The sequence below is a fragment of the Streptomyces fuscichromogenes genome (assembly GCF_014645815.1).
Classification (GTDB): Bacteria; Actinomycetota; Actinomycetes; order Streptomycetales; family Streptomycetaceae; genus Streptomyces; species Streptomyces fuscichromogenes.
In genome coordinates this window covers 810,022-830,170 of record NZ_BMML01000001.1, presented here as the reverse complement: position 1 = coordinate 830,170, position 20,149 = coordinate 810,022, and the positions used below count along the sequence as shown (strand labels likewise).

19 protein-coding genes and 2 pseudogenes are annotated in these 20,149 nt (G+C 69.2%); 10 read left to right on the top strand and 11 right to left on the bottom strand.

Going from position 1 to position 20,149, the window contains the following annotated elements; all coding sequences use genetic code 11:
* Positions 1-516 precede the first annotated feature (516 nt).
* A pseudogene (locus IEZ11_RS03750) lies at positions 517-920 on the bottom strand (DNA-3-methyladenine glycosylase); the annotation flags it as partial.
* Positions 921-988: 68 nt separating this feature from the next.
* On the opposite strand from IEZ11_RS03750, the gene IEZ11_RS50540 reads away from it, so the two are divergent.
* Both IEZ11_RS50540 and IEZ11_RS03745 read left to right on the top strand, forming a co-directional pair.
* Positions 989-1,273, top strand: coding sequence for a recombinase family protein (locus IEZ11_RS50540; RefSeq protein WP_268239896.1), 285 nt, complete (start codon positions 989-991; stop codon positions 1,271-1,273).
* Positions 1,274-1,280: 7 nt separating this feature from the next.
* Positions 1,281-2,438: a recombinase family protein gene (locus tag IEZ11_RS03745; protein ID WP_268239895.1), complete on the top strand. Its 1,158-nt coding sequence runs from the start codon at positions 1,281-1,283 to the stop codon at positions 2,436-2,438.
* A gap of 322 nt (positions 2,439-2,760) precedes the next feature.
* Here IEZ11_RS03745 and IEZ11_RS03740 read toward each other — a convergent pair whose 3' ends face one another.
* Positions 2,761-3,345, bottom strand: a complete 585-nt coding sequence (locus tag IEZ11_RS03740) for a recombinase family protein (RefSeq protein ID WP_189261071.1) — start codon at positions 3,343-3,345, stop codon at positions 2,761-2,763.
* Between the two features lie 236 nt (positions 3,346-3,581).
* Between IEZ11_RS03740 and IEZ11_RS03735 the strand changes: the two genes are divergently transcribed.
* Positions 3,582-4,043: a DUF2199 domain-containing protein gene (locus IEZ11_RS03735; protein ID WP_229712791.1), complete on the top strand. Its 462-nt coding sequence runs from the start codon at positions 3,582-3,584 to the stop codon at positions 4,041-4,043.
* A 1,249-nt stretch (positions 4,044-5,292) separates the two neighbouring features.
* On the opposite strand, the gene IEZ11_RS03730 is transcribed toward IEZ11_RS03735, so the two are convergent.
* Together IEZ11_RS03730 and IEZ11_RS03725 are read right to left on the bottom strand one after the other, a co-directional pair.
* Positions 5,293-5,904, bottom strand: coding sequence for a DNA-3-methyladenine glycosylase (locus IEZ11_RS03730; protein ID WP_189261069.1), 612 nt, complete (start codon positions 5,902-5,904; stop codon positions 5,293-5,295).
* Between the two features lie 14 nt (positions 5,905-5,918).
* Positions 5,919-6,176, bottom strand: a pseudogene (locus IEZ11_RS03725) (DNA-3-methyladenine glycosylase); the annotation flags it as partial.
* 139 nt (positions 6,177-6,315) lie between these two features.
* Between IEZ11_RS03725 and IEZ11_RS03720 the strand changes: the two are divergent.
* The 3 genes from IEZ11_RS03720 to IEZ11_RS03710 all read left to right on the top strand — a co-directional run bounded on the left by IEZ11_RS03720 (position 6,316) and on the right by IEZ11_RS03710 (position 8,380).
* On the top strand, positions 6,316-7,098 hold the full coding sequence (locus IEZ11_RS03720) for a sporulation protein (protein ID WP_189261068.1): 783 nt from the start codon (positions 6,316-6,318) through the stop codon (positions 7,096-7,098).
* Positions 7,099-7,163: 65 nt separating this feature from the next.
* A complete protein-coding gene (locus tag IEZ11_RS03715) occupies positions 7,164-7,703 on the top strand; it encodes a YbhB/YbcL family Raf kinase inhibitor-like protein (RefSeq protein WP_189261067.1) in 540 nt (179 codons plus the stop codon).
* Positions 7,704-7,870: 167 nt separating this feature from the next.
* The gene (locus IEZ11_RS03710) at positions 7,871-8,380 is read left to right on the top strand and encodes an HNH endonuclease (protein ID WP_189261066.1); all 510 of its coding nucleotides are present in this window, start codon (positions 7,871-7,873) and stop codon (positions 8,378-8,380) included.
* Positions 8,381-8,514: 134 nt separating this feature from the next.
* Here IEZ11_RS03710 and IEZ11_RS03705 read toward each other — a convergent pair whose 3' ends face one another.
* From IEZ11_RS03705 to IEZ11_RS03695, 3 genes are all read right to left on the bottom strand, one after another.
* Positions 8,515-9,459, bottom strand: coding sequence for an SPFH domain-containing protein (locus IEZ11_RS03705; RefSeq protein WP_189261065.1), 945 nt, complete (start codon positions 9,457-9,459; stop codon positions 8,515-8,517).
* Between the two features lie 130 nt (positions 9,460-9,589).
* Entirely contained in the window at positions 9,590-10,021 is a 432-nt protein-coding gene (locus tag IEZ11_RS03700; protein ID WP_189261064.1) for an NfeD family protein, read from the bottom strand.
* Positions 10,022-10,082: 61 nt separating this feature from the next.
* On the bottom strand, positions 10,083-10,874 hold the full coding sequence (locus IEZ11_RS03695; protein ID WP_189261063.1) for an ABC transporter ATP-binding protein: 792 nt from the start codon (positions 10,872-10,874) through the stop codon (positions 10,083-10,085).
* Between the two features lie 150 nt (positions 10,875-11,024).
* On the opposite strand from IEZ11_RS03695, the gene IEZ11_RS03690 reads away from it, so the two are divergent.
* Positions 11,025-11,810 carry an Rv1486c family protein gene (locus tag IEZ11_RS03690; protein WP_189261062.1) on the top strand — a complete coding sequence of 262 codons (786 nt, stop codon included), beginning with the start codon at positions 11,025-11,027 and terminating at the stop codon, positions 11,808-11,810.
* Positions 11,811-12,029: 219 nt separating this feature from the next.
* Here IEZ11_RS03690 and IEZ11_RS03685 read toward each other — a convergent pair whose 3' ends face one another.
* The 3 genes from IEZ11_RS03685 to IEZ11_RS03675 all read right to left on the bottom strand — a co-directional run bounded on the left by IEZ11_RS03685 (position 12,030) and on the right by IEZ11_RS03675 (position 14,262).
* Complete coding sequence (locus IEZ11_RS03685; protein ID WP_189261061.1) at positions 12,030-12,278, bottom strand: chaplin; 249 nt, start codon at positions 12,276-12,278, stop codon at positions 12,030-12,032.
* A gap of 171 nt (positions 12,279-12,449) precedes the next feature.
* On the bottom strand, positions 12,450-13,091 hold the full coding sequence (locus IEZ11_RS03680) for a response regulator (RefSeq protein WP_189261060.1): 642 nt from the start codon (positions 13,089-13,091) through the stop codon (positions 12,450-12,452).
* Positions 13,084-14,262, bottom strand: coding sequence for a GAF domain-containing sensor histidine kinase (locus tag IEZ11_RS03675; protein ID WP_189261059.1), 1,179 nt, complete (start codon positions 14,260-14,262; stop codon positions 13,084-13,086). The genes IEZ11_RS03680 and IEZ11_RS03675 overlap by 8 nt, the downstream gene beginning before the upstream one ends.
* A gap of 225 nt (positions 14,263-14,487) precedes the next feature.
* Between IEZ11_RS03675 and IEZ11_RS03670 the strand changes: the two genes are divergently transcribed.
* The 3 genes from IEZ11_RS03670 (at position 14,488) to IEZ11_RS03660 (ending at position 17,406) form a co-directional block, all read left to right on the top strand.
* Positions 14,488-15,183 carry an SDR family NAD(P)-dependent oxidoreductase gene (locus tag IEZ11_RS03670; protein WP_189261058.1) on the top strand — a complete coding sequence of 232 codons (696 nt, stop codon included), beginning with the start codon at positions 14,488-14,490 and terminating at the stop codon, positions 15,181-15,183.
* Entirely contained in the window at positions 15,180-16,313 is a 1,134-nt protein-coding gene (locus IEZ11_RS03665; RefSeq protein WP_189261057.1) for an S-adenosylmethionine:tRNA ribosyltransferase-isomerase, read from the top strand. The genes IEZ11_RS03670 and IEZ11_RS03665 overlap by 4 nt, the downstream gene beginning before the upstream one ends.
* Positions 16,314-16,608: 295 nt before the next feature.
* Positions 16,609-17,406, top strand: coding sequence for a transglycosylase SLT domain-containing protein (locus tag IEZ11_RS03660; RefSeq protein ID WP_189261056.1), 798 nt, complete (start codon positions 16,609-16,611; stop codon positions 17,404-17,406).
* Positions 17,407-17,487: 81 nt separating this feature from the next.
* On the opposite strand, the gene IEZ11_RS03655 is transcribed toward IEZ11_RS03660, so the two are convergent.
* Complete coding sequence (locus tag IEZ11_RS03655) at positions 17,488-20,016, bottom strand: ABC transporter ATP-binding protein/permease (RefSeq protein ID WP_189261117.1); 2,529 nt, start codon at positions 20,014-20,016, stop codon at positions 17,488-17,490.
* Positions 20,017-20,149 lie beyond the last annotated feature (133 nt).

The following is a 20,149-nucleotide window of genomic DNA, read 5'->3' as shown; positions in this document are numbered from 1 at the left end:
CTCCGTGAATGTTTTCCCGTAATCGGGACGACACCACGAGAGCGGTGCAAGAGGAGGAATGATCCCCTCGCACACAGCGTCCTCGCTGTGTTCTACTTCAAAGGAACCTCGTCTCAGAGAGACGGGGTATCAACATATCTGGCGTTGACTTTTGGCACGCTGTTGAGTTCTCAAGGAACGGTCGCTTCCTTTGTACTCACCCTCTCGGGCTTTCCTCCGGGCTTCCCTTCGGTGTTTCCGACTCTATCAGATCCTTTCGGCGTCCGATTCCCGGTCGGCGGGATTGTCATGAGGCTTTCCGGCTTTCGCCCGTCGGCCTTTCGACATTCACTACGTTAGCCGATTCCCGCCGGGACTCATAATCGAGTTCCGCGAGTTCGAATTCGGGCACGCAGGCATGCCGAAATCGACCCCGTCAGGGGAAGTCGTAGGTAGTGGGTGGCCACTTCCGGCTGCTGGCGATTGCCGTACCCGGTTCAGCGGCTCGGGCTACATTACGCACCTTCCAGGGACGCGTCAACTTGAGCGGCGCCTCGGCACATGGGCCCGATAGGGGCTCACAGTGGGGTCGTTGGCGACCCAGTAGCGCCAGGGGTGGACGTCGCCGTTGCCGCCCTCGCCGGCGACCCCGGTGCGCGGGCCGTTGCGTACCTGGTCGGAGGGCACGGGGTGCCGGTCAGTATCCGCAGCGGTGTCTCGCCGGCGGCACAGGCGTCCGTGCCGTCCAGAGCCCGGTCGACGCCCAGGGCGGTGGCCAGGCGGGCAGGTCCTTTGGCCAGTTCTCTGTCGTATCGGGCCGAAAGTCGACGTTTGCGCGCGAGCTCGGCGCCCTCGATGATCTCGCCGGCACGGAGCAGGACCGCGCACGCGGTGCCCTCCGGACCACAGACGAGGTTCATGCAGAACCACATGCCGTAGGTAACTCACTAGGCATGTACATCGTTGGTCCGGCAGCATCGGCAAAGCGACGACAAGCAGGAGACAGGCAGTGCGAGCGATCATCTATGCCAGGCTCAGCCCCACCCCGAGGGGCGAGGAGTCCAAGGGTGGGAACCTGACACAACAGGTCGAGCTGAGTCAGGCGCTGTGCGACCGGAGGGGCTGGTCAGTCGTAGCCACGATCGTTGAGAAGGACACGTCGGCTTCGACAAAGCGGGGAACCAAGCGGAGCGCCGAGTGGGAGCGCGTCAAGGCTCTGGTGGAGGACGGCAAGGCAGACGCCATCGTGTCCCGCCACTACGACCGTATGTACCGCACCCCCCTGGGACCTTGAGGATCTGGTGGACCTGGCCGAGGCGACCGGCGTCACGCTGGCCGCCGCACAGGCGCAGGGAGTGCTCGACCTGTCCACCCCGTCCGGCCGTCTCGCTGCTCGCATCGGCGCTGTGGTGGCTCGCAACGAGACCGAGATGCGAGTCGAGCGTCAGGTGCTCGGACACCAGCGGCGCAGGGAGTCGGGCAGGCCCTTCTGGAGTACTCGCCCCTTCGGCTTCGAGCGGGATGGCAGGCACCGGGAAGCAGAGGCAGAAGCCCTGCGGCAGGCGTACCGGGATGTCCTGGCCGGTATCACCCTCTGGTCCATCGCGAAGGACTGGAACGCGCGCGGACTGCTCTCGCCTCACGGCAAGGAGTGGCGCAGCTCGAACCTTCGGAGCGTCCTCTTGAAGCCGAGGAACGCGGGAATCCAGACGTACTCGCAGTGGGTCGAGAAGCCGGACGGGAAGCGGGTGCGGCGGACCGAGGAGACCGGCGCGGGCAACTGGGAGGCGATCGTCTCTGAGGGCATATTCCGGGCCCTGGTCCGCCACCTGAGCGACCCCGAGCGCAACACGGGCGGCGGCGGCAAGCGCAAGGCACTGTTGTCCGGCGTGGTCCGCTGCTCGAAGTGTCAGGCCGTCGTCACCCAAGGGTGGAGCAAGCAGAACGCGGCAGGAGAGCGGTACCGCATCTACACCTGCTCGGGTGGCCGGTGCATTACCTGCCCCGCGGACCCGCTCGACTCCTTCGTGGTCAGGAAGGTCATCGACAGGGCCGAGGAGTGGAACGCGGCACCGGCCACGGATGCCGCAGACGAGGAGCGAGAAGCCGAGCTGCTGGCCGAGGAGACGGCCGCATCCGAGAGGCGCACCGCCCTGGCGGAAATGTTCGCCGTAGGGGACATCGACGCGTCGACCTTGCGGACGGGCATCGGCAGGTGTGACGCCGACCTGACCAAGATCCGGGCTGGGCTGGCAGACCTGGCATCGCAGCGGGTGCGCGTCGACCTCGGCGACATCGAGTACCTGTGGGAGGAACTGGACTTCGAGGACCCCGACCGCATCGACTACGTGCGGACCGTCGTCATGCAGGTCTGCGAGCGAGTCGAGCTGATGCCGCGCGGTCGAGGGGTTCGGTCCTTCAAGGGCGAGCACTGCCGGATCACGTTCCGGAACCCCTGAGATCCGATCACGGAGGGCCGAGCCGGCTGTCGGCGCCACGAGGCGACGGGCCCTGTCTGACGAGAGTCGGGCGGGGCCCTTCGTCATACCCGGCGAGAAGGAGCCGGACATCCCTCAGAGCCTCTGTGCGCACCTCTCGTCCCCCGTTCTTGCAACAACGTGCATGAGTCACGTCTGTGCATGGACGGTCATGAGCGACCCCCCGTACGGTCGCCTCAGGCGGCCCGGCCGGGCGCACGGCGTTCGCCAGGGTGGTGCGGGCCGATGAGGATAAGCCCCCGACATAGAGCCAAGGGCTTGTCTGAACTCATGCGCGCCCGTCTCAGGCGTTCTCTCCAAGGTGTCGGTACAGCGTGGCTCGGGAGATTCCGAGGGCCTTGGCGATGGCGCTGACGCTCTCTCCCTTGGCCTTCCTCGCACGGGCCACGGTGAGTACATCCTCGTCCACCACAGACGGACGGCCGCCGGTACGGCCCTGCGCCTTGGCCGCTTCCAGCCCGGCCCGCGTGCGGTCCTTGATGAGCGACCGTTCGAACTCCGCCATGGCCGCGATGATCTGGAAGAACAGCCGGCCATCGGCCGATGTGGTGTCGACGGAGGAGAGCGCACCGTCGAGCACGCGGAACCCTATGCCTCGCTCGCGCAGGCCGTCGACGATGGACACAAGGTCGATGAGCGACCGGCCGAGCCGGTCGAGCTTCCACACGCATAGGACGTCGCCGGGTCGGGCGTAGTCCAGTACGGCCGTGAGCTGCGGCCGGTCGGTGTTCTTGCCACTGGCCTTTTCCTCGAAGATGCGGGCGCACCCTGCGCCCGTCAGCGCGTCGTGCTGCAGCTGCGCTTCCTGGTCGTCGGTGGAGACGCGGGCGTATCCGATGAGCTGGCCGGTGGCAGCGGTCGTCGTCATGACACAGACTGTCTCTGAACTCATCTCAAAAGATCAAGCCCGAGACGGATGTTTCGAGACGGGTTTTGAACAGGGCTGCGCCCGCCTGAGGGGTGCTCTATCTCTCGTCTCACAAACCTTGGTTTTTGAGACCCTGTCTCGTCGTTACGCTTCGCAGCGAAGCTAGGCTCCCGCGCATGACCAACGATCTCGGTTACACCTGTTCGTGCTGCGGCGAGTACCACGCGGAACTTCCGATGGGGTACAGCGCCACGGCCCCCGATGTCTGGGATGCAAGCTTCGAAGGCCGATCTGACAGCCTGCTCTCCTCAGACCAGTGCGTCATCAAGGCCCAGCACTACTTCACCAAGGGCTTGATCGAGATACCGGTCATCGGCAGTGACGAAGTCTTCTCGTGGGGAGTCTGGGTTTCCCTGAGCCGAGACAACTTCTCCCGGGCCGCCGACATGTGGAACACGCCCGGCCGTGAAGACGAGAAGCCGTATTTCGGCTGGCTGACCACCGAGCTGCCGATCTACTCGCCCGGCACCACGAACCTGAAGACGAACGCTCACACCCGCCCGGTCGGCCAGCGCCCCTTCATCGAGCTCGAACCCACCGATCATCCCCTCGCGGTCGAGCAGCGCACAGGCATCACTCTCGACCGCGTCCGCGAGATCGCCGAAACCGTCCTCCACGGCAACGGCGAGGACCGCTGACCGAGACGGCTGAGCACGTCGGCGGCGAAAGGGTGGGGGATGACCCCCTGAGGACAACGAGGCGGACCGCCATGTCTTAGCAGCCAAGATTCCGCCACGGTTTCAGGGTCTGTCTGACGATCCCCCGATAGCGGCGGCGAGTGGATACCACCTGGTCACAGGGTCGCGCTTCGCTGATGGCGACGGCGGAAGTCTGCAAGAAACGGGCCTTACGGCTGTGAGAGTGGGGCGCGGCAGCGCCCCCCGTGGTCTTGCCTGCTTGCTCCTGTCGGCCCCTTGCGGGGCCGCACGGTCGTAGGCCGCTTGAGACTGTGGCGGCCGGTAGGCCGCCCCCCTGCCGCTTCCCCTTGCCGTTGAGCCTGACTGTTTTCTTCAGCCGGCCCGAAGGGGCCGAACCGCACTGGGCCAAATAGATAAGAGAGCACGCGAACGTTTCCACAGGTCAGAGCCTGTGCCGCTACACGCCAGACGTGCTCTGACTACACGCCCGAGATGCAGTCACCGAACTTGGTGGAGGCGGCAGGGGACTGGCGCACCCTTGCCCTTCTGGAACAGATGGGAAGTAAGGACTAGGCAGGCGGCCCCGGAACGGGGCGACACAAGGTCGTGTTCCTTGGCGCGAGCCACCGCGTTGCGGGTGCTCTGGTCGGACAGCGACTTGCCGTCCTTGCCCAGGAGTGCGGCCAGCCGGCCGGGCTGGAAGCCTGCGTGTCCTTGCCGGTCTGCCCATCCGATGGCAGCGAAGTGGACGCGGTAGGCAAGTGGGTGTCCGGGGTGCTGAGCCATGCGCCGGTACTCGTGCTGGGAGACTCCGCCCCACGGGCGGTCATGACCGAAACTGATAGCCACTGAGTGCGGCTCCTTCCTGTGCGGCGCACACAGATGCGCCAGTGCCCCCGCTAGACGGCGGGACATGTGCCTCCCTTTCTTTGCGGGGGTGGACCGTGCACGGAGCGCGCGGTCTCTTCACAGGTGGACGCCCAGACCTTCGGGCCTGGACTCGGTCTCGTGCACTCGGAAGCGACGGCGGCGACCTGGCCGAAGATTACTGCACGATGGAGGTAGGGCCCTGTTCGGGGAACCCTCTCGTGGGGTTCGGCCCCGTGTCCGGCCCAAGGCGGCGCACGTCGACGGTCACTCGCCCGGCCAACAACGCTTCACGCGCCACTCTCGCGAGCGATCTCCTGCCCCCTGGCCCTCAAAAACCGCGCCGACTCGCCGGCGGGTCGTGAGCGAGGCGCACAGCGGGTCAGGCTCCGGCGGGCGGCTTGGCTCTCGGGCTCAGTCGGTACGCCGAGACCGTCGGATCACTGGCAAGGTAAAACCGGTGTTGCCAGTCGTGGGCCTTGCTCACGCCTACCCGAGGACCAACCTGGATGAGCGCCGCAGGCACCGACTCGCCCTCGGACAACACGACCGAGGTACCTGTCAGGAGGTCTGCGCCGTTGTGCTCCGCCGTGATGCCGAGTGCCTGGCAGAAGTTCCCCGGGCCTCGGGCAAGCCGTGCACTCTCGACCCTCTCCCCTCGCCGCTCGCGTGCCAGATCTTTCCCCTCGATGACCCTGCCCGCCCGGATGAGGACAGCCGAAGCGATGCCGTCCGTCCCGGTGACGACGTTGGCGCACCAGTGCAGGCCGTGGGACCGGTAGACATACAGGTGTCCTGCGGGTCCGAACATGACCCCGTTACGGGGTGTCCGGCCGCGGTAGGCGTGGGAAGCCGGGTCGGCCGCGCCGGAGTACGCCTCAGTCTCCGTAATGGCAATGCTTACGGTTCCCTCGGGGGTTTTGCAGGTGAGTACACTCCCGAGCAGCTGGGGGGCGACTTCTTCGGCAGGGTGGGCAAGGAGATCGACGTTCATGCTGACTGCCTTGACATGCCGTAGGTGAAGTAGACGTACACGTGTCCGGGCGGACCGAACATCACGTCGTTGCGGGGGGTGCGGCCCCGGTAGGCGTGCGAACCGGGGTCGTTCGGGCCGTCGTACGCCTCCACCTCTGTCAGGCGCACGGCGATCGGACCGTCCGGGGTGGTGCGGACGAGGACGCGGCCGAGGAGGTCGGGGGCGACCTCCAGTACAGGGCGGTCGAAGAAGGTTCTGGGGAGTGGCGTACGGTCCGGGGGCGCGATCATGGCGTCCGAGCGTAGTCCAGTCCGGGTACGCCAAGGGCTGGTCAAGGATTGGTCTGCTTGCCAGGGTGTGGGCCGGAACCGGTGACGACCGGATCGCGTTTGTAGGGATCAAGGGTCCGTACGTAATAGAGGGAGAGTCATGGGGTTCAAGAAGCTGCTCGCGAGCCTGGGGGCCGGCGGGGCGTCCGTCGAGACGGTGCTCACCGAGGTCAACGTCGTACCGGGCGGTGTCGTCCAGGGCGAGGTGCGGATCCAGGGCGGCTCGGTGAACCAGGAGATCCAGGGTCTGTCCGTGGGTCTGCAGGCTCGGGTCGAGGTGGAGAGCGGCGACGAGGAGTACAAGCAGAACATCGGCTTCGGCAAGGTACGGCTCGGCGGTGCCTTCGAGCTTCAGGCCGGAGCCGTGCACGCGGTGCCGTTCGGGCTGGAGATTCCGTGGGAGACGCCCGTCACGATGATCGACGGGCAGGCGCTGCGCGGGATGAACATCGGGGTGACCACCGAACTGGACATCGCGCGGGCCGTCGACTCCGGGGATCTGGACCCGATCAACGTGCATCCGCTGCCGGCGCAGAAGGCGATCCTGGACGCCTTCATCCAGCTCGGCTTCCGCTTCAAGCACGCGGACCTGGAGAAGGGGCACATCCGGGGGACGCGGCAGACGCTGCCGTTCTACCAGGAGGTCGAGTTCCACCCGCCGTCCCAGTACCGGGGGCTCAACCAGGTCGAGCTGAGCTTCGTGACGGACGCGCACGCCATGGACGTCATCCTCGAAATGGACAAGAAGCCGGGGCTGTTCAGCGAGGGCAGCGACACCTTCCGGTCGTTCCAGGTGGGTCTGCACGACTTCCACGGGACCGACTGGGCGGGTTACCTCAACCAGTGGCTGTCCGAGGTCGGCAGCAAGCGCAACTGGTTCTAGGCTCGGGAACCGCGGAATCCGTGACGGGTTCCGTAATCGATCAGTACCGATCAGGAGGTACCGAGGTGACCGAGCTCAAGCGGCGGCCTCTCCCCCATGACTTCCATCCGCCCGTCCCGTCGTTCACGGTGACGAGCGAGGACATCGAGGAAGGGGCGACGCTCAAGGACGCTCAGGTCTACGCGAAGGGCAACGTCTCGCCGCAGCTGCGGTGGGAGGGCTTCCCGGACGGGACCAAGAGCTTCGCCGTGACGTGCTACGACCCGGACGCCCCCACGGGCAGCGGGTTCTGGCACTGGGTCCTGTTCGACATCCCGGCCTCGGTGACCGAGCTGCCGGCGGGCGCGGGCAGCGGCAAGTTCGAAGGCCTGCCCGAGGGTGCGGTGCAGGTGCGCAACGACTACGGGTCGAAGGACTTCGGCGGTGCCGCGCCGCCGCCCGGGGACGGGCCGCACCGGTACGTCTTCACGGTGTACGCGGTGGACCAGGAGAAGCTCGGTCCGGACGCCGACGTGTCGCCTGCCGTCGTCGGGTTCAACCTGCGGTTCCACGCGATCGCGCGGGCGCAGCTCATCGGGGAGTACGAGAACCCCGAGCAGGGCTGACGCCGCGCGCGAAATCAGCTGAGCGTTCATTGAACGTTTGCCCGCCTCTGGTCATGGAAGTGATCAGAGGCGGGCAGTTTTTATTGCGTTGTCCATCTCGGCGCGCCCGTCCAGAGTTGATCCAAGCCCGCCGGGGGTGGGCACGGTGCACATGGGAGGTGGGCTGGATGCGTGACACGCTGGTGCTGAACGCGAGCTTCGAGCCGCTGTCTACGGTGACGTTGAACCGCGCCGTCGTTCTGGTGCTCCAGGACAAGGCCGTCGTCGAGCAGGCCCACCCCGAACTGCGCATGCGCGGTGCGGATGTGGACATACCCGCGCCGCGGGTGATCAGGCTCTGCCGGTATGTACGGGTGCCGTTCCGGAGACAGGCGCCCTGGTCGAGGCGGGGGGTGCTGGTCAGGGACCGGCACCGGTGCGCGTACTGCGGGCGGCGGGCGACGACCGTCGACCATGTGGTGCCTCGGGCCCAGGGCGGTCAGGACCACTGGCTGAACACGGTGGCCTCGTGCGCGGAGGACAATCACCGGAAGGCCGACCGGACGCCGGAGCAGGCGGGGATGCCGTTGCTTCGGAGGCCGTTCGAGCCTTCGCCTCAGGACGCGATGCTGCTGGCGTTGGGGGCCGAGGACTACGCGGCGCTTCCTGAGTGGCTGGCGGGGGACGTGGCCGCCTAGGCGTCTGCGTGGCTGAGGCTGTCGCGCGAGTACCGACTCGTTGTGGCTTGTCGCGCCCACGCGGCGGAGCCACAAATCAAACAGAGCCCCGCGCCCCTTACGTGGGCGCGGGGAACGTCTGTTTTTGAGGCGCCCTAGTCGATGTTCGGCTTCTCGCGGCGCTCCTGGGCCGGGATGGTGCCGCCGCCGTTGGAACCGCCGCCCAGGTTGCCGAAGTTGCCCATCGCGCCGGAGAGGCCCTTGAGGGCGTCGCCGATCTCGCTGGGGACGATCCAGAGCTTGTTGGCGTCGCCCTCGGCGATCTTCGGGAGCATCTGGAGGTACTGGTAGGAGAGGAGCTTCTGGTCCGGGTCGCCGGCGTGGATCGCCTCGAAGACCGTACGGACCGCCTGGGCCTCGCCCTCGGCGCGGAGTGCCGCCGCCTTGGCCTCACCCTCGGCGCGCAGGATCTGGGACTGCTTCTCGCCCTCGGCGGTGAGGATCGCGGCCTGTCGGGTGCCTTCCGCGGTGAGGATCGCGGCGCGCTTGTCACGGTCGGCGCGCATCTGCTTCTCCATCGAGTCCTGGATGGAGGTGGGCGGCTCGATCGCCTTCAGCTCGACGCGGTTGACGCGGATGCCCCACTTGCCGGTGGCCTCGTCGAGGACGCCGCGCAGGGCCGCGTTGATCTCCTCGCGGGAGGTCAGGGTGCGCTCCAGGTCCATGCCGCCGATGATGTTGCGGAGCGTGGTGACGGTCAGCTGCTCGATGGCCTGGATGTAGCTGGCGACCTCGTAGGTGGCCGCGCGGGCGTCGGTCACCTGGTAGTAGATGACGGTGTCGATGTTCACGACCAGGTTGTCCTGGGTGATCACCGGCTGCGGCGGGAACGGTACGACCTGTTCACGCAGGTCGATGCGGTTGCGGATGGTGTCTATGAACGGGACCACGATGTTGAGGCCCGCGTTCAGTGTCCGTGTGTAGCGGCCGAAGCGCTCGACGATGGCGGCGCTCGCCTGTGGGATGACCTGGATCGTCTTGATCAGGGCGATGAAGACCAACACCACCAGAATGATCAGGACGATGATGACCGGTTCCATCGTCGCTCCCCGTACCCTTCTCCGCCTCGGCGCTTCGGCAGATCTTGTGGTTGTTGAAGATCTTGCTGGATGAGTCTGACAGACGCACACGCAACTCGGGGACTCTTCTGTTCAGTTGAGTCTTACGAGGTCAGATGACGATCGCCGTGGCCCCCTCGATCTCCACGACATCCACTTCCTGGCCCACTTCGTAGGCGCGGTCCGGGTTGAGGGAGCGCGCCGACCAGATCTCGCCGGCGAGCTTGATCCGTCCGTCCGCACCGTCGACGCGTTCGAGTACGACGGCTTGTCTGCCCTTCAGGGCGTCGACGCCGGTGGCGAGTCGGGGGCGTTGGGCGGCGTGCCGGTTGGCGATGGGCCGTACGACGGCGATCAGCGCGACCGAGACGACGACGAAGACGAGTACCTGGAGGACTACGCCCGCGCCGAGTCCGGCGGTACCGGCGGCGGCCACGGCGCCGACCGCGAACATGCCGAACTCCGGCATCGCGGTCACCACGAGCGGAATGCCGAGCGCCGCCGCGACGACGAGCCACCACACCCATGCGTCGATGCTGTTCACATCGTCATGGTACGGCCGGTGGGGCCGACCCCGACAGTGCGCTTTACCGGGTCAAGGCCCGTCAGGACAGGGGCAGTCCGTGGGCGGTCCAGCGGTCGCCGACCTGCTCGACGACGAGCGGGAGGCCGAAGCAGAGGGAGAGGTTGCGGGAGGACAGTTCGAGCTCCAGCGGACCGGCGGCGAGGACCTTGCCCTGGCGGATCATCAGGACGTGGGTGAAGCCGGGGGCGATCTCCTCGACATGGTGGGTGACCATGATCATGGAGGGGGCGATCGGGTCGCGGGCGAGCCGGCCGAGGCGGCGGACCAGGTCCTCGCGGCCGCCGAGGTCGAGGCCGGCGGCGGGCTCGTCGAGGAGGAGCAGTTCAGGGTCGGTCATCAGGGCGCGGGCGATCAGGGTGCGCTTGCGCTCGCCCTCGGAGAGGGTGCCGAACCTGCGGTCCACGTAGTCGGTCATGCCGAGGCGGTCCAGGAAGGCGCGGGCGCGCTGCTCGTCGACCTCGTCGTACTCCTCCCGCCAGTGGGCGGTCATGCCGTAGGCGGCGGTGAGCACGGTCTCCAGGACGGTCTGGCGCTTGGGGAGCTTCTCGGCCATGGCGACGCCGGCCATGCCGATGCGGGGGCGCAGGTCGAAGACGTCGACCTTGCCGAGGGTGTCGCCGAGGATGGTGGCGGTGCCCTTGCTGGGGAAGAGGTAGCTGGACGCGACGTTGAGGAGGGTGGTCTTGCCGGCGCCGTTGGGGCCGAGGATGACCCAGCGCTCGCCCTCCTTCACCGACCAGGAGACCTGGTCCACCAGAGCCCGGCCCTCCCGGACCACGGATACGTCCTGAAGCTCCAGAACATCGCTCATGAGCGCGTTGTCTCCCCTTGCAGTGTGGCCGGTCTCGGCTGTCGCGTACGCCTGTGGCTCGGGCGGCGGCGCCGGTGGGCGCAGCCCCTACGAAATCTACGCCACGAGTGCGGCGCTCCATTCCATCGGTCCGGTCCTTAGGGTGGGGGCATGCTCTCGGAACCGCGTTCAGGACGCCTCGCCGCTTGGGGTAATGCCCTGTTGGCCGGACTTGTCTCTCCGGATGACGCCGTGCTCGCCATCGTCGGCGAGGACGCGGTGCACCGGGTGGCGGGGTTGCCGGGTGAGTCCGCTCCGGTCGGGCTCACGCTGGCGCTCGGGCGGCTGCGGACGCTGGGGGCGACCGGGCTGCTGGTCGCGCTGCCGGCGCCGGGGCACCCGCTGGGGCTGAGCGGGCCGCCGGAGTTCAACGCGCGGGCGCTGGAGGCCGAGGAGGCGGTGATCTGTCACGGCGCCGCGTTCGGGCTGGTGCCGGAGGTGTCCGAGGCCGGGCCGGCCGGCGATGTGCATGTCGAGGTGGTCTGGCATGTGCTGCCGGTGCGGGAGGCGCCGCCGGCCGACGTGCCGTCGCTCGGTGAGGCGGAGCGCGAGCTGGCGGAGGCGCTGCGGGACGCGACGGACGTGCTGTCGAAGCTGGACGTCGCGGGGTCGGGGCGGGCGGCGGAGGCGGCGATCGACGCGTACCGGGCGCGGGCCGAGAAGGGGCGGGAGGTGCTGGCGCCGGGGTATCCGCCGCGGGCGGTGCGGGTGCTGGAGCTGGCGCAGCGGGTGGGGCTGCTGGTCTCGCTGGCCTACGAGAACGGGCACGGCGGTGCGGTGAGCGCGTCGGAGATGGCGGCGCGGTCGCTGGCGCTGCGGCCGGTGGAACGCACGGCCCGGCGGGCGCAGGTCGCGGCGTACAACTCGGCGGTGGAGGAGCGCGAGCGGGGGCGTTAGCGCACAGCGGGGGCATGGGCGCGGGCGGGGGCGTGAGCGCGCCCGAGGGCTGCGCCGGGCGGCGTGGCCCTCAATGGCGGTGTCGGCGCTCCTTGTTGACCGGGATGTTGACCGGGACCCGGGCGGCCAGGCCGGAGGCGACGGCGGCCTTCCTGAAGCCGACCGGCCTTCCGGGGGCGCCCGGAAGGCCGGAGGTCGATGCCGCCGTGCGGGGCGGTGTCAGTGGTTGACGCAGGTGTTGCCGAACGCGGGGTTCAGCAGGCCGATGACGTTCACGCTGTTGCCGCAGACGTTGACCGGGACGTCCACCGGGACCTGGATGACGTTGCCCGAGACGACGCCCGGAGAACCGTGGGCCGCGCCGGCCGCGCCGGCACCGCCGGTGTGGGCGGAGGCCATGCCCGCACCGGCGGCCACGATCCCGCCGGCCACCATCGCCACGGCCGCTGCCTTCTTCAGGTTCTTCACTTCTTGAGCCCTCCTTGGCGTTCGCCACGGCGGTCGCCGCGGCACGCACTGGAGAACGGCGGCGACCCGGCGGAGGGTGCGCCATCCGGGTGACATTCCCACGACGGTATGAATCTCATCCCGGAAGGCGACCCTCCGGATTGCCTTCGGTGAAGCGTTACGGAAGGCGTTTCAGCCGGTCACGCCATGGCGAACGGCCCACAGCGCGGCCTGGGTGCGGTCGGCGAGGTCGAGTTTCATCAGGATGTTCGAGACGTGCGTCTTGACGGTCTTCTCGGACAGCACCAGGGCGCGCGCTATCTCGCGGTTGGAGCGGCCGTCGGCGATCAGCCCGAGCACCTCGCGCTCCCGCTCGGTGAGCGAACCGCCCCTGCCCTGACCGGAGTTGGCCTCCTCCTGGGAGAGCAGCGCGCCGGCCACCTCGGGCTGGAGCAGGACGTGTCCGGCGTGCACCGAGCGGATGGCGGTGGCGAGCGCGTCGGGATCGACGTCCTTGTAGACGTATCCGGCGGCGCCCGCGCGCAGGGCCGGGACGACCGTGCGCTGCTCGGTGAAGCTGGTGACGATCAGCACGCGCGCGGGGTTGTCGAGTTCGCGGAGTCTGCGCAGCGCCTCCACGCCGTCCAGGCCGGGCATCTTGACGTCCATGAGGACGACGTCGGGGCTCAGCTCCTGGGCGCGCTCGACCCCTTCGGCCCCGTCGGCGGCCTCGCCGACGACCTCGATGTCGTCCTGGACCTCCAGGAAGGTGCGCAGGCCCCGGCGGACGACCTGGTGGTCGTCGACCAGCAGCACCCGGATCGCGTCAGCCACCGGGGACCTCCATCTCGATCATGGTGCCCTTGCCGGGCGCCGATTCCACGGTCAGGGTGCCGCCGACGCCGCTCGCCCGGTCCCGCATGGAGACCAGGCCGAGGTGGCGTCCGGCGCTCCTGGTGAGGTGCGGGTCGAAGCCGCCGCCGTCGTCCGTGACCCGCAGGACGGCTCCGCCGCCGCGCCGGTTCACGGTCACGTCGACGTGGTCGGCCCCGGAGTGCCGCAGGGCGTTGTGCAGGGCTTCCTGGGCGACCCGGAGCAGGGCCTCCTCCTGCGCGGCGGGCAGGGCCCGGAAGCCGCTGGCGGCGAAGGTCACGCGCGCGGTGTGGGCGCGGTCGAGGACCTGGACCTGGGTGCGCAGGGTGGCGACGAGACCGTCCTCGTCTAGGGCGGCGGGGCGCAACTCCACCACGGCGGCGCGCAGTTCGTCGGTGGCCTCGGCCGCGAGCGCGGCCACCTGCTGCAACTCGCCCTTGGCACGCGAGGGATCACGGTCGACCAGGGCCGCGGCGGCCTGGGCGGTGAGCCGCAGGGAGAACAGCTTCTGGCTGACCGCGTCGTGCAACTCGTGGGCGAGCCGGGAGCGTTCCTCGGCGATGGTCAGCTCACGGCTGCGCTCGTAGAGCCGGGCGTTGGTGAGGGCGATGGCCGCGTGCTGGGCGAGGATGGAGAGCAGTTCCTCGTCCTCCGCGGTGAAGCCGCAGCCGCCTTCGGGCTGCCGGCACGGGGGGTGCGGGGGGTGTCCGTCCACGGAACGCAGCTTGTTCGCGAGGAACAGCGCGCCGATGACCTCGTCCCCGTCCCGGATCGGCAGGCCCAGGAAGTCGGACATGTCGGGGTGGGCGGACGGCCAGCCCTCGAAGCGGGGGTCGGTGCGCACGTCGGCCAGCCGCTCGACCTTCGCCTCGCGCAGCATCGCGGCGAGGATGCCGTGCTGGCGCGGGAGCGGGCCGATGGCCTTCCACTGGGCGTCGGTGACGCCGTCGACGACGAACTGGGCGAAGCCGCCGTGGTCGTCGGGGACCCCGAGCGCGGCGTACTGCGCGTCGAGCAGCTCACGGGCGGAGGCGACGATCGTCTTGAGGACGTCGCGCACCTCCAGATGCCTGCTCATGGCCAGCAGCGCGGAGCTCACCGCGGCGAGGCCGGACCGGGGACCTTGACTCATGCCCTCACGGTACCGGCGGGGTGTGACACCGCGGATCGGGCCGACGGCTCAGGCCGTGGACCGCCGGCCCTAGGCCGGGGGACCTAGGGCGCACGGCCCGGACCGGCGGCTTAGTCCGAAGGGCCCCGCCCGGTTGCGCCCCGCGTCCGAGGCGGCCGGGACGGTCCCGTTCCTACGTTGGGACCACCGCCGACGCGGGCGGACGGAGCCGAGGGGACGGTTGACATGCCGGTAGCGATCATCACGGGGGCCTCGAAGGGGCTGGGGCGGGCGCTCGCCGAGGCGCTGGCCGCGCGCGGCTGGGATCTGGTGCTGGACGCCAGGGGCGCGGAGGTCCTGAAGGAGGCGGCGCAGGCCCTCGCGGGGCACGGGACGCGGGTGGTGGCACTGCCCGGCGACGTGACGGACGCCGGGCACCGGGCCGGCCTGGTGGCCGCGGCGTGGGAGCTGGGCGGGGTGGACCTGCTGGTGAGCAATGCCAGCGCGCTGGGGGCCGAGCCGCTGGTGCGCCTGGACGAGCTGCCGCCGGCGGGGCTGCGCCGGGCGCTGGAGGTGAACGTGGTGGCCGCGCTGGGCCTGGTCCAGGAGGCGCTGCCGCTGCTGCGCGAGTCGGCGGCGGGTGCGGTCGTCGTGGTCAGCTCGGACGCGGGCGCCGAGGCGTACGAGACCTGGGGCGGTTACGGCGCCTCGAAGGCGGCCCTGGACCAGCTGGCGGCCGTGCTCGCCGTGGAGGAGCCGGGGCTGCGGGTGTGGGCGGTGGATCCCGGCGACATGGCGACCGGTCTGTACGCGGCGGCCGTACCGGACGACGACGATCCGCGGCCGGCGCCGGAGTCCGTCGTGCCGGCGTTCCTGCGGCTTCTGGACGAGCGGCCGACGAGCGGCAGGTACGGGGCGCCGGCTCTGGTGGAGGGGCGATGACAACGGTCGTGCGGGTACCGGAGGAGCTGTCCGCGCGGGTGCCGGCCGAGCAGCGCGGGCCGGGGCTGGAGCGGGACGCCGTGCGGCTGCTGGTGTCCCGCGGGACGGCGGTGTCGCATCACGCCTTCGCCGGGCTGCCGTGCCTGCTGCGGGCCGGGGACCTGCTGGTGGTGAACACCTCGCCCACACTGGCGGCCGCCGTGACCGGGCGGAGCGGGCACGCGCGTGTGGTGGTGCACTTCTCCACGCGCGGGGACGACGGGCGGTGGGCGGTCGAGCTGCGGGAGCCGGACGGGAACGGCACGACACGCGCGCGTGCGGGTACACGCGCGGGAACTGGGGTGCGGCTGCCCGGGGGCGGACGGCTGGTCCTGGAGGAGCCGCTGAGCGCGCGGGGCGAGCGGCTGTGGTGGGCGCGGGCCTCGGTGGACGTGCGCGGGGTGCTGCGGGAGCACGGGCGGCCCATCCGTTACTCCTACACGACGCGGGACCAGCCGTTGTCCGTCTATCAGACGGTGTTCGCGCTGCCGTCGGCGGACGGGGCGGGGAGCGCGGAGATGCCGAGTGCGGCGCGGCCCTTCACCGCGCGGCTGGTGGCGGAGCTGGTGAGCCGGGGGGTGCAGTTCGCGCCGGTCGTGCTGCACACGGGGGTGTCCTCGGCGGAGGTGCACGAGCCGCCGTACGCGGAACGTTTCGCCGTACCGGAGGCCTCCGCACGGCTCATCAACGACGTGAAGGCGAATCAAGAAAGGCGCGAAGCGCTTCCTTGGAAGGGTGGTGGTGGGCGACGGGCGGGCGGGCGGGTGATCGCCGTGGGGACGACCGCCGTGCGGGCCGTGGAGTCGGCCGCCGGGGACGACGGGGTGGTGCGGGCGGCCGAGGGGTGGACGGAGCTCGTCGTGACGCCGGAGCGCGGGGTGCGGGTGGTGGACGGGCTGCTGACCGGCCTGCACGAGCCGGAGGCCTCGCATCTGCTGATGCTGGAGGCGGTCGCGGGGCGGGCCGCGGTGGACCGCAGCTACGAGGAGGCGCTGCGCGGGCTCTACCTGTGGCACGAGTTCGGGGACGTGCACCTCATCCTCCCGGAGGAAAACCCTCACACAGAGCATTGCGACAGCAACCATCGGTGAGATTCATGTGCGGCGGATGTGAGGCCGCACATAGGGCGCACATCACGTACGAACGGACATAGGAGATAAAGGGTCCCCCCGCGAACGGGGCAGACGTTCTAGTCTGTCCCGATTTGCCCATCCGGGCTTCACTACCGGGGATCGTAGGTCACACCTTTGCCAGGGAATTTTGCGGCCGCTAAGAATTGCTGTCGTCGCTCAACACCGCGGGTTCCCCCCGCGGTGTTCGTGCAGGAGGAGCCGGTCTCCCCCGCGGACAACGAGCGACCTCCGCGCTATTCGAAGAGGTCCTTCCATGCCCAAGCACTCCCACAGTCCCACGCTGACCAAGCACCACAAGATCGCGCTCGCCGGTGTCGCCACGCTCGGCGCCGCCGCCCTCGCCTTCTCGGCCGTGCCGAGCAGCGCCGAGACGATCACGTCCGGTGCCCCCGAGACCGCCGCCAAGGCGGCCTACGGCACCGCGCAGATCAAGGGCGTCACGGGCAAGGTCACCGACCGGCTGGCCCTCCAGAACGTCAAGGTCGAGGCCATCGCCGCCAAGCAGACGGCCTCCGCCCACGAGCTGCACGTGGCTCACCTGAAGAAGGTCCACGCGGCCCACGCGGCGCACGTGAAGAAGGCGCACAAGGCCCACGCGCGGCACGTCCACGCGGCCCACGTGGCCCACGTCGCCGCCGTCCGGAAGGCCGCCGCCAAGCGCGCCGCCCAGCAGGCCGCCAGCCGCTCCGCGCAGCGCCCGCAGATCCAGCCGGTGACCGCGAAGACCTACGCCAACAACCTCGACGGCTGGATCCGCCAGTCCCTGGACATCATGCACTCCAAGGGCATCCCGGGCTCCTACAACGGCCTGTACCGCAACATCATGCGGGAGTCCTCCGGCAACCCCAACGCCATCAACAACTGGGACATCAACGCCATCAACGGCATCCCCTCCAAGGGTCTGCTCCAGGTCATCCCGCCGACCTTCGCCACCTACCACGTGGCCGGCACCTCGTGGAACATCTACGACCCGGTCGCCAACATCACGGCCGCCTGCAACTACGCCGCCCACCGGTACGGCTCGATGGACAACGTCAACAGCGCGTACTGAGGCCTGCGCGGACCTCTGCACGCACACGCCGAAGGGCGGCACCCCACTGCGGGGCGCCGCCCTTCGGCGTCGTACGCGTGACTACTTGCGCATGACCTCGGGCTCGTGGCGGCGCAGGAAGCGGGCCACCAGGAAGCCGCAGATCACACCGATGACGATCAGCGCGGCCATGTCCATGGTCCAGGCGCCGGCCGTGTGGTCCCACAGCGGGTCCGTCTTGGTCGGGTCGTCGACGTTGGGCGCGATGTTGTTGAAGTCCAGCGTGGCGCCGGCCGCCCCCACCGCCCAGCGGGAGGGCATCAGGAACGAGACCTGGTTCACGCCGACCGCTCCGTTCAGGGTGAACAGGCAGCCGGTGAACACGACCTGGATGATCGCGAACATCACCAGCAGCGGCATGGTCTTCTCGGACGTCTTCACCAGCGAGGAGATGACCAGGCCGAACATCATCGAGGTGAAGCCGAGCCCCATGATCGGGATGCACAGCTCGAAGAGGGTGGAGTGGCCGAGGACCACGCCCTGGTCGGGGATCGTGCGGCTGGAGAAGCCGATCAGGCCGACCATCAGGCCCTGCAGCACGGTGATCATGCCGAGCACGACCACCTTGGACATCAGGTACGCCGACCGGGACAGGCCGACCGCGCGCTCCCGTTCGTAGATGACCCGTTCCTTGATCAGCTCACGCACGGAGTTCGCGGCGCCCGCGAAACAGGCGCCGACCGCGAGGATCAGCAGGACCGTGGTCGCCGTGCCGTTCGGGACCGGCACCCCCGTCTTCGAGTTGATCGGGTTCACCAGCAGGGTCTTGTCGCTGTCGATCAGCAGGCTGACCGCGCCGAGCACGGCCGGCAGGATCACCGTCAGCGCCAGGAAGCCCTTGTCGGAGGCGATGACCGACACGTACCGCCGGACGAGGGTCAGCAGCTGCGACCCCCAGCTCTGCGGCTTCTTCGGCTTCATCACCTGCATCGGAGGCATCTGTACGGACTGCGGCGCGATGGCGTCGATGTCCGCGGCGTACATCTGGTAGTGCTGCGAGCCCTTCCAGCGGCCCGCCCAGTCGTAGTCGCGGTAGTTCTCGAAGGCGGAGAAGACATCGGCCCAGGTGTCGTAGCCGAAGAAGTTCAGCGCCTCCTCCGGCGGGCCGAAGTACGCCACCGAGCCACCCGGCGCCATCACCAGGAGCTTGTCGCACAGCGCCAGCTCGGCCACCGAGTGGGTGACGACGAGGACCGTGCGGCCGTCGTCGGCGAGGCCGCGCAGCAGCTGCATGACATCGCGGTCCATGCCCGGGTCGAGACCCGAGGTGGGCTCGTCGAGGAAGATCAGCGACGGCTTGGTGAGCAGTTCCAGGGCCACCGACACCCGCTTGCGCTGGCCGCCGGAGAGGGAGGTGACCTTCTTGTCCTTGTGGATGTCGAGCTTGAGCTCGCGCAGCACCTCGTCTATCCGGTCGTCGCGCTCCTGCGCCGTGGTGTCGGCGGGGAAGCGCAGCTTGGCCGCGTACTTGAGGGCCTTCTTGACGGTCAGTTCCTTGTGCAGGATGTCGTCCTGCGGGACCAGACCGATGCGCTGGCGCAGCTCGGCGAACTGCTTGTACAGGTTGCGGTTGTCGTACAGCACCTCGCCCTCGTTGGCGGGGCGGTAGCCGGTGAGCGCCTTGAGCAGAGTCGACTTGCCGGATCCGGACGGGCCGATGACCGCGATCACGGACTTCTCCGGGACGCCGAAGGAGACGTCCTTCAGGATCTGCTTGCCGCCGTCGACCGTGACGGTCAGGCGGCGTGCGGAGAAGGAGACCTCACCGGTGTCGACGAACTCCTCGAGCCGGTCACCGACGATCCGGAAGGTGGAGTGGCCGACGCCGACGATGTCGTTCGCGTCGAGGACCGCCGTGCCGCCCTTGGAGATCGGCTGGCCGTTGACGTACGTGCCGTTGTGCGAGCCGAGGTCGCGGATCTCCATACGGCCGTCGGGCGTGGAGTGGAACTCGGCGTGGTGGCGCGAGACCTGGAGGTCGGAGACGACCAGCTCGTTGTCCAGCGCACGGCCGATGCGCATCACGCGGCCGATGGAGAACTGGTGGAACGTGGTCGGGCTGCGGTCGCCGTAGACCGGCGGCGCCCCCGCGCCGCCACCGGAGGCCATGGCCGGGGCGCCCTGCTGCTGCGGGATCGCCGGCGGGGCCTGCTGCCAGCCCTGTTGCGGAGCGGGCTGCTGCGCGACCGGCGGCTGCGGAGCCGGCGCCTGGGACCGGCCCGAGCCGCCCGCGCCCTGCGCCGCGAACGGCTGGGGCTGCGGCCGGGCGACGGCGGGCGCGGCACCGGACAGGCTCAGACGCGGTCCGTCGTTCGCGTTGCCGAGGTGGACGGCCGAACCCGGGCCGATCTCCGACCGCTGGACCCGGCCGGTCTGCACGAAGGTGCCGTTGGTACTGCCGTGGTCCTCGATGACCCAACTGCGGCCGTCGAAGCTGATCGTGGCATGCCGCCAGGAGACCCTGGCGTCGTCGAACACGATGTCCCCCTGCGGATCGCGTCCGAGGGTGTATGACCTGGACGGATCGAGCGTCCAGGTGCGTCCGTCTGATTCAAGTACGAGTTCCGGCACGCCAAGCCCCATGAGTAGTCCCCCGAGTTACCCCCATCACAGGGAGTCTAGGGATGTCGAACATCGTCGGGAACTATTTCAGGCTCGGCCCTCTGACCGAAAGCCGGGCCTTGTGCGGGCCTCCTACGAGCGC

Excerpts from the sequence above, each read along its gene's own strand:
- IEZ11_RS03740 (WP_189261071.1), bottom strand. The coding sequence starts at position 3,345 with ATGACGACGACCGCTGCCACCGGCCAGCTCATCGGATACGCCCGCGTC.
- IEZ11_RS03705 (WP_189261065.1), bottom strand. The coding sequence starts at position 9,459 with ATGGAACCGGTCATCATCGTCCTGATCATTCTGGTGGTGTTGGTCTTC.
- IEZ11_RS03660 (WP_189261056.1), top strand. The coding sequence starts at position 16,609 with ATGCCCAAGCACTCCCACAGTCCCACGCTGACCAAGCACCACAAGATC.
- IEZ11_RS03695 (WP_189261063.1), bottom strand. The coding sequence starts at position 10,874 with ATGAGCGATGTTCTGGAGCTTCAGGACGTATCCGTGGTCCGGGAGGGC.
- IEZ11_RS03690 (WP_189261062.1), top strand. The coding sequence starts at position 11,025 with ATGCTCTCGGAACCGCGTTCAGGACGCCTCGCCGCTTGGGGTAATGCC.
- IEZ11_RS03675 (WP_189261059.1), bottom strand. The coding sequence starts at position 14,262 with ATGAGTCAAGGTCCCCGGTCCGGCCTCGCCGCGGTGAGCTCCGCGCTG.
- IEZ11_RS03720 (WP_189261068.1), top strand. The coding sequence starts at position 6,316 with ATGGGGTTCAAGAAGCTGCTCGCGAGCCTGGGGGCCGGCGGGGCGTCC.
- IEZ11_RS03710 (WP_189261066.1), top strand. The coding sequence starts at position 7,871 with ATGCGTGACACGCTGGTGCTGAACGCGAGCTTCGAGCCGCTGTCTACG.
- IEZ11_RS03670 (WP_189261058.1), top strand. The coding sequence starts at position 14,488 with ATGCCGGTAGCGATCATCACGGGGGCCTCGAAGGGGCTGGGGCGGGCG.
- IEZ11_RS03665 (WP_189261057.1), top strand. The coding sequence starts at position 15,180 with ATGACAACGGTCGTGCGGGTACCGGAGGAGCTGTCCGCGCGGGTGCCG.
- IEZ11_RS03735 (WP_229712791.1), top strand. The coding sequence starts at position 3,582 with ATGGGGTACAGCGCCACGGCCCCCGATGTCTGGGATGCAAGCTTCGAA.
- IEZ11_RS03730 (WP_189261069.1), bottom strand. The coding sequence starts at position 5,904 with ATGAACGTCGATCTCCTTGCCCACCCTGCCGAAGAAGTCGCCCCCCAG.